Annotated in this window: 11 protein-coding genes; 10 read left to right on the forward strand and 1 reads right to left on the reverse strand. The window is 42.3% G+C overall.

Annotation, left to right across the window (positions count from 1 at the left end; translation table 11 throughout):
• The first annotated feature begins 147 nt into the window (after positions 1 to 147).
• From rpmG to ACTNB8_RS10580, 7 genes are all read left to right on the forward strand, one after another.
• Positions 148 to 297 carry a 50S ribosomal protein L33 gene (gene rpmG, locus ACTNB8_RS10550; protein WP_296045474.1) on the forward strand — a complete coding sequence of 50 codons (150 nt, stop codon included), beginning with the start codon at positions 148 to 150 and terminating at the stop codon, positions 295 to 297.
• A 22-nt stretch (positions 298 to 319) separates the two neighbouring features.
• The gene (gene secE, locus ACTNB8_RS10555; RefSeq protein ID WP_441054482.1) at positions 320 to 529 is read left to right on the forward strand and encodes a preprotein translocase subunit SecE; all 210 of its coding nucleotides are present in this window, start codon (positions 320 to 322) and stop codon (positions 527 to 529) included.
• Between the two features lie 16 nt (positions 530 to 545).
• Positions 546 to 1061, forward strand: a complete 516-nt coding sequence (nusG, locus tag ACTNB8_RS10560; RefSeq protein ID WP_296158212.1) for a transcription termination/antitermination protein NusG — start codon at positions 546 to 548, stop codon at positions 1059 to 1061.
• Between the two features lie 59 nt (positions 1062 to 1120).
• Positions 1121 to 1546: a 50S ribosomal protein L11 gene (gene rplK, locus ACTNB8_RS10565; RefSeq protein ID WP_015540664.1), complete on the forward strand. Its 426-nt coding sequence runs from the start codon at positions 1121 to 1123 to the stop codon at positions 1544 to 1546.
• Between the two features lie 56 nt (positions 1547 to 1602).
• Complete coding sequence (gene rplA, locus ACTNB8_RS10570; protein WP_441054484.1) at positions 1603 to 2295, forward strand: 50S ribosomal protein L1; 693 nt, start codon at positions 1603 to 1605, stop codon at positions 2293 to 2295.
• 64 nt (positions 2296 to 2359) lie between these two features.
• Entirely contained in the window at positions 2360 to 3175 is an 816-nt protein-coding gene (locus ACTNB8_RS10575; protein WP_441054486.1) for a transglutaminase domain-containing protein, read from the forward strand.
• A 96-nt stretch (positions 3176 to 3271) separates the two neighbouring features.
• A complete protein-coding gene (locus ACTNB8_RS10580; protein ID WP_441054488.1) occupies positions 3272 to 4327 on the forward strand; it encodes a D-alanyl-D-alanine carboxypeptidase family protein in 1056 nt (351 codons plus the stop codon).
• A gap of 86 nt (positions 4328 to 4413) precedes the next feature.
• Here the strand turns inward: ACTNB8_RS10580 and ACTNB8_RS10585 are convergent, their stop codons facing one another.
• Positions 4414 to 4839, reverse strand: coding sequence for a helix-turn-helix domain-containing protein (locus tag ACTNB8_RS10585; protein WP_441054490.1), 426 nt, complete (start codon positions 4837 to 4839; stop codon positions 4414 to 4416).
• A 128-nt stretch (positions 4840 to 4967) separates the two neighbouring features.
• On the opposite strand from ACTNB8_RS10585, the gene ACTNB8_RS10590 reads away from it, so the two are divergent.
• The 3 genes from ACTNB8_RS10590 (at position 4968) to ACTNB8_RS10600 (ending at position 12438) form a co-directional block, all read left to right on the forward strand.
• Positions 4968 to 5672 (forward strand): serine/threonine protein kinase, encoded by a 705-nt coding sequence (locus ACTNB8_RS10590; RefSeq protein ID WP_441054492.1) that lies wholly within the window; start codon positions 4968 to 4970, stop codon positions 5670 to 5672.
• Between the two features lie 10 nt (positions 5673 to 5682).
• Positions 5683 to 6930 carry a zinc-ribbon domain-containing protein gene (locus tag ACTNB8_RS10595; protein ID WP_441054494.1) on the forward strand — a complete coding sequence of 416 codons (1248 nt, stop codon included), beginning with the start codon at positions 5683 to 5685 and terminating at the stop codon, positions 6928 to 6930.
• 345 nt (positions 6931 to 7275) lie between these two features.
• Positions 7276 to 12438, forward strand: a complete 5163-nt coding sequence (locus ACTNB8_RS10600) for a leucine-rich repeat domain-containing protein (RefSeq protein ID WP_441054496.1) — start codon at positions 7276 to 7278, stop codon at positions 12436 to 12438.
• The last annotated feature ends 93 nt before the right edge of the window (positions 12439 to 12531 follow it).

Genomic DNA, 12531 nt, shown 5'->3' on the forward strand with positions numbered 1-12531 from the left:
AAAATAGCATACAAAATATCCCGAAAAGACTTGACGCAACACATGCACTGTGATAAAATGGACAAGCGACATGGAAGTTAGGTCTTTTTTTTATGCTCAAAAAACAAAAAAAGACTCACGCAAATGAAAACACTGGAGGTGGAAGTTGTGCGCGTTAAGATTACATTAGCATGTACGGAGTGCAAGCAGCGTAACTACAATATGACCAAGGAGAAAAAGAATCATCCTGAGCGTCTTGAAACAAAAAAATATTGTAAGTTCTGTCGTAGACATACTCTGCACAAGGAAACGAAGTAATCACGAAATTGTGAGGTAGACTATGCAAGAGAAAGAAAAGGCTGCTGGCAAGGGTCAGAAGAAAAACTGGTTTCAGGGAGTTCAGTCAGAATTCAAGAAGATTGTCTGGGTAGACAGACCTACACTGGTAAAACAGACAATAGCTGTAGTAATCATTACAGTTATTCTTGCTGTGATCATCAGCGTTATGGACTCAGCTATTCTGGAAGGTATTAATCTTTTAATGAAATAAGGATAACGGTGATTGTATGTCAGAAGCAAAATGGTATGTTGTTCACACCTATTCAGGGTATGAGAACAAAGTAAAAGCCAACATTGAAAAAACAATCGAAAACAGACACCTGGAAGACCAGATTCTGGAGGTTCGCGTTCCATTGCAGGATGTAGTGGAAATGAGAAACGGAGCTGCCAAACAGGTCCAGAAAAAAATGTTTCCGGGATATGTGCTTCTCAACATGGTCATGAATGATGATACCTGGTATGTAGTACGTAATACCCGAGGCGTAACCGGATTCGTAGGTCCGGGATCCAAACCGGTCCCGCTTACAGAAGAAGAAATGCTTCCGTTAGGTATTAAGGACGAAAACATTCAGGTTGATTTTGCAGAAGGCGATATGGTAGTAGTTACAGGCGGAGCCTGGAAAGATACTGCCGGTGTTGTTACTGCAATTAACACTCAGAAGCAGATGGTTACTATCAATGTTGAATTGTTTGGTCGCGAAACACCTGTAGAAATAAGTTTCGCAGAAATTAAGAAAGCATAATATAACATGCACGTGGGAGGGAAGAACCCCCGCCAATACCACATAGGAGGTGCCGAAAAATGGCAAAGAAAGTAACAGGATATATTAAATTACAGATTCCGGCTGGTAAAGCAACTCCAGCACCACCGGTTGGTCCGGCTCTTGGACAGCATGGTGTAAACATTGTACAGTTCACAAAAGAGTTTAATGCAAGAACAGCAGATCAGGGAGATCTTATCATTCCTGTAGTTATCACTGTTTACGCAGACAGAAGTTTCAGCTTCATAACCAAAACTCCGCCGGCTGCAGTACTTCTTAAAAAAGCTGCAAACATCAAATCTGGTTCCGGCGTACCGAACAAGACTAAAGTTGCAAAAGTAACAAAAGCTCAGGTTCAGGAAATCGCTGAACTGAAAATGAAAGATTTAAATGCAGCATCCCTTGAAGCAGCTATGAGCATGATCGCTGGTACTGCAAGAAGTATGGGAATCGAAGTCGTAGATTAATAAAAAGAAGTGAAGTGGGAGGGAAATTCCCGCAATTACCACAGGAGGTTATAGAAATGAAACACGGAAAGAAATACGTGGAAGCTGCAAAAGCAGTAGACCGCGCAACATTATATGATACAGCAGAGGCTATCAGCCTTGTAAAAAAATCCGCAGTTGCTAAATTTGACGAAACTATCGAAGTTCATATCCGTACAGGCTGCGATGGACGTCATGCAGATCAGCAGATTCGTGGAGCAGTAGTTCTGCCACACGGAACTGGTAAAAAAGTTCGTGTTCTTGTATTTGCAAGAGACGCAAAAGCTGAAGAAGCAAAAGCAGCTGGTGCTGAATTCGTTGGAGCAGAAGATCTGATTCCGAAGATCCAGAACGAAGGATGGCTGGATTTTGACGTTGTTGTTGCTACACCAGACATGATGGGCGTTGTAGGACGTCTGGGTCGTGTACTTGGACCAAAAGGTCTCATGCCGAACCCGAAAGCTGGTACTGTAACTATGGATGTTACAAAAGCAGTTAACGAAATCAAAGCTGGTAAGATCGAGTATCGTCTTGACAAAACAAATATCATTCATGTTCCGGTAGGTAAAGCTTCCTTTACTGAAGAACAGTTAAGCGACAACTTCCAGACGCTTATTGAGGCTATTCTGAAGGTTAGACCGAGCACTCTTAAAGGACAGTATTTAAGAAGTGTTACTCTGACACCAACTATGGGACCTGGAGTAAAGGTTAATCCTGCAAAATTAGGCTAATATATGAAAACGAAAAGGGTATCCTGTTTTGGGATACCCTTTTTTACTATTGAGGGAGAAAATTATGAGAAGGACGAAGAGACTCTTTGTAATACTGCTCTGTATGCTCATTATGACCATAACTGTGACAGGCGAACCTGCAATGGCAGCCAAAACAATATCTTCGAAGGCTTCAACAGTTAAAAAAACTGCAAAACCTCCACAGAATGGCTGGTATACTTACAGCAAAAACAAAAAAAGATATTATCGTGATGGCAAATATCTGAAGGGCTATCAGAAGATCGGAAACAATTATTATCTTTTCAATAAAAAAGGCACTCAGCAAAAAAAGGATTACAAATATCATGGTGTGCTGTATTATATTGATACAAAAGGCAGGGTTCAGGCTTATAAAAAGGGAAAATCCTATTACAAAGTTACAGGAAAGCGCATAAGCAAAAATAAAGCAGAAGTTTTTCGTGCCGAGCATAACGCAGAGGTTATTGTAGCGAGGATCACCAACAAAAGAATGTCACGCTCACAGAAACTTCTGGCATGTTTTAAATGGGTCATAAAGAAACCATATCATACGTGGAGACGTTTTGATCAGAGCGGCCGCGTGTGGTACGCAGTGTATGCAAATGATCATTTTGAGCGTGGCCGAGGTAATTGCCATGCAGATGCAGCTGCATTTGCATATCTTGCAAAAGCACTCGGATACAAAAACGTTTATGTATGTGAAGATACCGTAAGAACGAATAATTCTGCACATGGCTGGTGTGAGATCAATGGTTTGGTATATGATCCGCTCTTTGCAGAGGCAAAAAGTTTCAGCGGAAATTACGGAGTTACTCACAGAGTATATCCACTGTCAACAGTATACCGTAAAAAGATAGCGTAGTAATACCAGGTAGAATTGTGGGAGTGCTTCGCACGAAACAATTCGTAGGTATTATATATATCAGTAAATTACATCATGTAAAAAGAAGGAAACAGTATGGCGGACAAGAGGCGGAAAAGAACTTCGGAAACGGCAAACAGAACAAGAAAAACTGGTTCTTCGCGTGAGAACAATGCGGGCAGAAGAACACGGGCACGCAGAAAAAAAGAAAACAACCGTTCGAAACTGGTTGCATGCATTATAGCTGAAATACTTGTGATCGCAGCGCTTGTGATTGCAATGGCAAGCAGATTTGGAATTGGAACTGAGTTTACAGAATGGCTGGCGCAGCTTCGTAAACCTGTTGTACAGGAACTGGATCTCAGTGGGATCAACAGTTCTACGGCAGTTCTGATGCAGGCGCGGGGCGGCAAAGTCATAGGTGAGATCAATGGAGATCAGCAGATGTATCCGGCATCTATGACAAAGATCATGACTGCAATTGTTGCTATTGAGAAGTTGGGTGACCTGGATCAGGAGATTACTCTGACAAATGAGATGGTCGCAGGACTGGCTGAACAGAATGCAATGCAGGCAGGTTTTCAGCCAGGTGAGACTGTAAGAGCTATAGATCTTCTATATGGAGTTCTGCTTCCGTCAGGTGCAGAATGCTGTATTGCACTTGCTGATACGGTAGCTGGTTCAGAGGAGGCGTTTGTAGAACTGATGAACAAAAAAGCAGCGAAGCTTGGGATGGATAACACACACTTCTGTGATACTACAGGACTTCATGATCCAAACCATTACAGTACAGCGAAGGATATTGCGGTTCTGCTGAAGTATGCCATCAAAAATGATACATTCCGTGAAATCATCGAAAGTCCGTGGCATTCCACACCCGGCACGAATGTTCATCCGGATGGGATTACATTTTACAGTACAATGTTAAAAAATCTTTCCGATACAACTGTAACAGACGGACAAATACTTGGTGGAAAGACCGGCTACACAGGTGAGGCAGGACACTGTCTGGCAAGTTTTGCTGAAATTGACGGACTGGAATATATTCTGGTAACAGGAGGTGCAGCTGGCACAGGAATTCCGCATATAAATGATGCAGTGACAATTTATAATCGACTGGGTGAAGCGGCACTGGCATTAAATAATAACTAATGTTATAATGCAGAAAAACAGATGTTAATATCAGAAAGTGGACAGAGTAAAAAGGGAATCGGTGTGTGCCGGTTCCCTTACTGGTTTCAGAACAAGGTTTCTTCATTTTCATCAAAAAGTTTATCATTGATCTCAAACAGATTCAGCTTATGCTGCAATCCGTAATATATGATCGCATCCCGTTTCAGTTTTGGATAGAGCTGAGCCATTCCGCAGAGTTTCAGAAGTTCCTGTGTTTCTTCAACATTCGCTTCGAGACCGTAACACAGACACAGCAGCCGGTTTCTGGAAGGATTACGGCGGCCGGCAAAAATCTGGTGCAGATAAATCTCGCTCATACATGACTGCTTGGCAAGAGTTGCCTTGGAAATATTCTTTTTTTCAAACAGAAGATTCAGTAATTCAGCAGTACTTTTGTTTACAAACTGATTTTGATTCTGAGAAAGAAATCGAGTCAGATCCGGTGAGTCCATAAGTTCCTGCTGTAAATTATCTGTTTCTTTTTTTTTCATATTTCGCACCTTTACAAGAATTTTTTTATAAGTTAAAATAAATTTAACAATACATATAAATTTAAATGTACTATAAATTGTATTGAAAAACAATATGCACACTGCATAGAGATAGGAATGAGAAAAATATGGATATTTATGACAATCTTCTGGAAGTATTGCATCATGAATATGATAATATCAAGCTTTTGAAGAAAAGTGAACGGGGTGAAACCTCTCTTGTACGTCATAGAGATAGTGGAACCCCTTATATTTTTAAGCATTTTTATGGAAACAGTGAAGTTTATCAGAAACTTCTGCCTGTTTCCTGTCCGAATCTGCCGCAAATTATGGAGGTAGGAGAAAAAGAAGGAAAAGTTGCTCTGCTGGAAGAATATGTGAAGGGTGATAATCTGGGTGAGATTCTGGAAGGAAGTCTTCTTACGACAGAGGAGGCAAAACAGATTGTTCAGCAGTTATGTTCGGCTCTGTGGGTACTTCATTCCAGGGGAATAGTACACAGAGATGTGAAGCCGGATAATATTATCATAAGAGGAAATGAAGCAGTTCTGATCGATTTTGATGCGTCCAGAATCCACAAAAGCGAAAATCAGGAGGATACACAGATTCTTGGAACAACCGGGTTTGCAGCACCGGAACAATACGGACTTTCTCAATCTGATGCACGTGCGGATATTTATGCAGTGGGCGTTCTTTTGAATGTCATGCTGACAGGTGAGCATCCTTCAGGGAAACTTGCAAGTGGCAGAATGGGGCGGATCGTACAGCGCTGTACGATGGTAAATCCAGCCAAAAGATACAAAAATATTCTTCATCTGAGTGAAGTTTTATAAGGGGAAAATAATGAGCAAAAAATGTGTGAAATGTGGACAGCCACTTCCTGATAATGCATCTTTCTGTCCGCACTGCACAGCAGTACAGACTGAAAAACAGGAAATAAAAACACCAAGAAAATGGAAAAAGAAAGCACTGGCAGCAGTGTCCGTACTGGTGATTCTGGCAGTCATTGGAATTGCATTTTCCATGTATCACAGACCGCAGACATATGAAGGCGGAGCCCAGGTTGTTTATAAGGACAAGGATAAATCATACAAGGTCCTGCTGACTTTTTCCGAGCAAGACGGCATGACAGGACATGCACAGGGGGAACGTACAGATAAACTGTCAGAAGGAATGGACAGTGCACTTCCATGTATGCTGTATGTTCTGAATGAGGATACAGGAGAACTGGCAGTGGAAGAATTTTCTCAGAAAGTAGAGTCCTGCCAGATGGATACCGAACCGCAGGAAAATTCGCAGAAGATGGAATATATAGAGCCGGTTTACAGTAAAAGTTTTCCAAATGCAGCATATGTTTCAGATGTTTATTTTACTTCTGACAGTGGAACAAATGATATTAAATGGAAACTGACCATGAAAAATGGGGACACCATTTTTCTGAGTACACGACTTACCGTTGAAAAGAGGCCGGCAGTTACATATTATTCAGAAGATACACCGATGGAAACGACAGAAGAACTGAATGAACTGCTGGCTTCTATTGAGGAAGAGATTCCTTCTGATACACCGGTTTATCTGCATCTTCCGCCAGTAACTTATGACGGAGATATTACTTTTGGAAATCATGTATGGGGAATTTACGGAAGCAAAGACGGCGATTCTGAGACAACTTTTACCGGAACAGTCAGTATGAAAGGCCTCAATGGAAATTATGCCGATCTGGCCGGAATTCGTTTTGAGGGTGAATCTGGAACCGGGTTGAATGCCTATTGTTACGTGATACTTTCGGAGTGCAGTTTCAGTGGCTGGGACACTGCCGCCATAGCGCAGAACGGGGCATGGATCAGAGCATGTGACTGTAGTTTTACAGATAATACTGTTGGGCTGAAATTTAATACAAGCTCAGCTTATGGTTCCAGTCCTAATTATCTGAATAATATATTTACCGGAAATGGAACAGCAGTCTGCATAGACAGTCTGCCCGGTGACGAAATCCTTGATTTTGCAGGAAGTACATTCTCCGGAAATGACACTGATATCGAGAACAGGGCAGACCATCCGATAGACACAGCGAAAGCAACATTTGAATAACAGTAAAAAGTCATGATACACCAACAGGCTCCTGCATATGCGGGAGCCTGTTGGTGTATTGATATCTTTTAATTTTTCTAATGCTGCGTCAGCGCGTTGTTTTCTCTTTTTGTATTTCTTCAGGCGCATTTCCATAAATAGTATCTACCATTTCTTCGGAAACTTTTTGAACTCTGCAAGATCTTCTGCAGACTGTATTTTGTTGATCAACATCACCAGAGACATCTCGTCGTTTTTTTATTAAAGTGAAAAACTATGCCGTCAGTTAATTGTGAAAAATCTGTGAGTACGTTATAATAACAAATTAAACTGACGAAAAAGAATATGAAGGGAATGGGGTACTATATGAAACGAAGGAAACTTGCGATGCTCCTTGCAATCGCCATGGTCACTTCCAGCGTGACGACTCCGATGGAGACAATTTATGCGGCAGATGACCTGCAGATTCAGGGGGAGGAATTTACAGATTCAGCTGCTGAAGTTGAAGATGAAAATACAGATATTACAGAAGAAACAGAAGATTTTTCAGCAGATGGTTCATATGCAGAGGGATTTGAAGAAAGTGCTTCTGATGCGAATGAAGTCAGTGTGGAAGCAGAACCGGAAGAGACAGATCCTGCAGAAACAGAAGAAGTTGAGGTCAGCGAAGAAGAATCAGATGTGTCTGCTGAAGAAGAATTTTCCGATGGGGAGATGGCAGCAGCCGGTGCCAGTCAGGAAGTAGTTGAGAGCGGTTTTTGCGGAGCTGTATATGGAACAGGAGAGAATTATGAAGACGTTTCCTATACCTTATATGCAGATGGCAGACTGATTATCGAAGGAACCGGAGTGATCAGTACAGAAAATTTCGCGGGAAAAAAGGAAATCAAGTCTGTTGAGATAGAAGAGGGAATTACCGGAATTGCCAGATCTACATTTATAGCGTGTGAGAATCTGACAAGTGTGAAATTACCTGAGAGTATGACAAAAATAAGTGCATATGCATTTCGACTTTGTACAAATTTGACCAGTATCAATATTCCATCAGGAGTGACAGACATAGGAGAAAATGCACTTATGGAGTGTCCGGAACTGGAAAGTATTGAACTTCCATCAGGTCTGACTACTATAAGTCAGCATCTGTTCCAGGGCTGTAAGAAACTGAGCAGTATTGTCATTCCATCAGGAGTGACCACTATAGAGCCGTATGCATTTACTGACTGCGAAAGCCTGATCAAGGTTGAAGGTGCTTCTGCAGTGACGAGCATAGGAGAATATGCTTTCTGGAACTGTACAAGTCTGAATACTATGTCATGGCCTTCCGGTCTGAACAGTATTGGATACCGTGCATTTAAGAATTGTAAGTTCAGAAAACTGACATTACCGGATAATGTAAAAGAAACAGGAGAAGAGGCTTTTGCTCAGAATGCAGACCTTCGAAGTGTCGTACTTCCTGCCGGACTTGAGACAGTAGGTGTCGGTATGTTTTCAGAATGCGGGAGACTGAACAGTGTGATGTTACCGGACAGCATTACCATAATTGGAAACAAGGCATTTTACTGGTGTACAAGTCTGACAAAAATAGAATTGCCAAAGGATCTGACGACAATTGGAGACAATGCATTTGAGTCTGCGAGTATTACAGATTTCAGTCTGCCGGAAGGATTAAAAAGCATAGGTAAGAATGCATTCAGCGACACAGTGTTTACAGAAATTGTACTGCCGGAAGAACTGAATACTCTTGGTGCAGGAGCCTTTTCGGGAAACAGACACCTGGAAAGCATCGTTATTCCGAAGAACATTACGAAGCTTGATGGCACGTTTAGTGGAGGCAGCGGACTGAAATCCGTAACTCTGCCGGAAGGATTAGTTGAGATCAATGGCGCTTTTTCCGGCTGTACGAGTCTGGAAACAATTACGTTACCGGCTAGTGTGACTACAATTGGTGAGCAGGCTTTTTATGACAGCGGGTTACGTAATGTAGAGCTGCCGGAGAATCTCACTTCTATCGGATATGAAGCTTTCGCAGGCTGCAATTTTGATAACATTACTTTGCCAGAGAAACTGGAAGATGTTGATACAAATGCTTTTAGCGGAAACTATATATATGGAATTTATATTCCGGGAACAAATGTCAATTTTGAAACGAATGCCATTGTAAAAAATAATCATCTGGTTATCATTGGTGAAGCCGGTTCTACAGCGGAAACATATGCTAAAGACAATGATATTTATTTCCATAATGTTGCAGACACACCGGCATATCAGGAGGCAACAGAGTCTACCTGTGTAAAGGAAGGAAATATAGAATACTGGCACTGTGATGTATGTGGACAGGATTTCAGCAATGCAGAAGGAACAAAAGTAGCAACTTATATAAAAGTTCGAAAACTGCCTCATGATAAAGAGTTTGTTCAAGGGACATTACCTACTTGTACAGAAAATGGAGTTAAAGCTCATTTCTACTGTAAAAAATGTCAGAAAAATTATGAAAATTCAATTAATTCCGACAACACGGAAGCCACAGATCTTACAATTCCTGCAAAAGGTCATACAGAGGTAAAAGCTGAAGCTATTGAGCCCTCTTGTTCTGAAGAGGGAAGAACGGAGGGAAGTTACTGTTCAACTTGTGGTGCAGTGATAAAAGAACAGGAAATAATCCCGAAGACAGCTCACGGACCGATTAAACATATTGAGGGTGTGGAAGCGACCTGTACAACAGCTGGAATAGTGGATCATTATAAATGCGAGACATGCGGAGGACTTTTCGCAGACAGTTCCTGTACAGATGCTTCGCAGATCTCGAACACAGAGATTCTGGCGAAAGGTCATACAGAGGTGATCGATGAGGCTGTGGAGGCTGGCTGTACTACAGAAGGAAAGACTGCAGGAAGCCATTGTTCCGTATGTGGGATAGTGCTGAAAGCGCAGGAGACAGTTATGCCACAGGGGCATGACATGGAAGAAAGAATAACCAAGGAACCCACCTGTACAGAAGATGGAGAAGTTATTGATACCTGCAAAAGATGTGGCATATCTGATCAACGTACAATCCCGGCAACAGGACATATGGTAGTCGAAGACAAAGCAGTTGAATCAACCTGCACGACCGAAGGAAAAACAGCAGGAAGTCACTGCTCCGTATGTGGTACAGTGCTGAAAGCGCAGGAGACAGTGGCAGCAAAAGGACACAACTGGGAAGAAAACGAAATAATCAAAAAAGCCACCTGTACAGAAGATGGAAAGAACAGCTATACTTGTAGCAGATGTGGAGCTTCCGAGGAACGTACAGTTAAAGCAAAAGGCCATACAGAAGTAACGGATGCAGCAATAGAGGCAGGCTGTGAAACCGAAGGAAAAACAGCAGGAAGTCACTGCTCCGTATGTGGTACCGTACTGAAAGCTCAGGAGACAGTGGCAGCAAAAGGACATACAGTTGTGACGCTTGATGGAACAGAAGCTACATGTGAAGCAGCAGGAAGAACAGCAGGAAGTTATTGCACAGCATGTAATAAAATATTAAAGAAACAGGAAGTAATTCCAGCATTAGGTCATGACTGGGTAGATGTTGTCACGGAATCCACCTGCACAGAAGATGGAAGAAAAACTTCGACCTGCAGCAGATGTGGAGAGACCAAAGAAGAAACAATTCCTGCAAAGGGTCATGGACCGATCAAATATCATCCCGCAGTAGAGCCAACCTGTACAGAGGAAGGCAACATAGAGTTCTGGAGTTGCGAAACCTGTGGATTATATTTTGCAGATGCTTCTGCTGAAACAGCGATTGCAACTTCAAATATTCCTGCACTTGGCCATGCATGGGATGAAGGAAAAACAACTAAGGAAGTAACCTGCACAGAAGATGGAAAGCAAACTTTTACCTGCAGCAGATGTGGAGCTTCCGAAGAACGCACAGTTAAAGCAAAAGGTCATACAGAAGTAACAGATATAGCTGTGGATCCAGGCTGTGAAACTGAAGGAAAGACAGAAGGAACTCATTGTTCTACATGCGGTGAAGTACTGAAAAAACAGGAAATACTTCCGGCAACTGGTCATAACTGGAACTATGTACGCATGAATAAGGAGGCAACCTGCACAGAAGATGGAGTGGCTTTTTATGCCTGCAGTAAGTGCGGAGAAGGAAAGCAGGAGAAAGTGCCTGCGACAGGGCATAAGGAGGCTGTTATTAAAGCAGTAGATGCCACCTGCATGACCACTGGACAAAAAGCAGGTACTTATTGTACTGTTTGCGATAAAGTGCTGAAAGTGCCTGAGATAATTCCTGCATTGGGTCATGACTTTGATGAAGGAGAGGTAACTCAGAAAGCCACCTGCACAGAGCAAGGCCGGAAACGTTTTACCTGTAAGAGGTGCAGATATTCAGAAGACAGAATAATTGATGCATCAGGTCATGATTTGAAACATGTAGATGCGAAAGCCGTGACCTGTACGGAAAATGGAAATGTTGAGTACTGGCATTGTGAAAGATGTGACAGGAATTTTGCAGATAATTCTGAAAATCCTTGGGAGATCAAAGACGTTGTAATTCAGGCGAAAGGCCATACAGTGGTAACGGATATGGCAGTAGCTGCAACCTGTACGGAAGCCGGGAAGACAGTGGGAGGTCATTGTTCTGTATGTAATACAGTGCTGAAAGAGCAGCGTGTAATCCCTGCATTGGGACATGACTGGGACGAAGGAAGAATCACTAAAGAAGCTACATGTACAGAGGATGGAATAAAACTCTTCAGGTGCAACAGATGTGGAATAGGCGATGGTAAGACTCTTCCGGCAACCGGTCATGAAATGACATTTGTAGAAGCAAAAGAAGCCACTTGTATAGAGGACGGAAACATTGAGCACTGGCATTGCGAGAAATGTGGTAAGAATTACGACAATGAATCCGAAATGAATGATGAGGAACTTGAAGATGTTGTAATCGCTGCAATTGGTCATAAAGAAGTAATTGACGAGGCAGTAGAAGCCACCTGTACAGAGCCAGGAAAGACAGAGGGAAGTCATTGTTCTGTATGTGATGCAGTAGTGAAAGAGCAGGAAGAAATCCCTGCATTAGGTCATGAACTGACCCATGTAGAAGCAAAAGACGCCACCTGTACAGAAGCTGGAAATGTTGAGTACTGGACATGTGAGAGATGCCAGAAGAATTTCAGTGATGAAGCAGGAACGGAAGAAGCAGAAGAAATAACAATTGCAAAACTTGGTCATGAACTGACCCATGTGGAAGCGAAAGCCGCAACCTGTACAGAAGCTGGAAATGTTGAGTACTGGACATGTGAGAGATGTGGTAAGAACTATGAGAATGCCTCAGAGGAAGCCATAGAGGTTGAGAACACCGTGGTCTCGGCAACTGGCCACACAGAAGTGAAAGATGCCGCCGTAGCCGCCACCTGCACAACAGCGGGAAAAACAGAAGGAAGTCATTGTTCAGTATGTAACGCAGTATTAAAGGCTCAGCATACAATTTCTGCGACAAGTCACACAGTGGTAAAATGTTGTCCGGCAAATTAAATGATGTCCCATACGGCAGATTATTTCGCACCGATTTTGGATTTCTACAGATGTGTCAGTCACTTTAAAAGTAACTGTTTCTGCGAATTGTTT

The sequence above is a fragment of the Blautia sp. HCP28S3_G10 genome (assembly GCF_052065235.1).
Classification (GTDB): domain Bacteria; phylum Bacillota; class Clostridia; order Lachnospirales; family Lachnospiraceae; genus Blautia_A.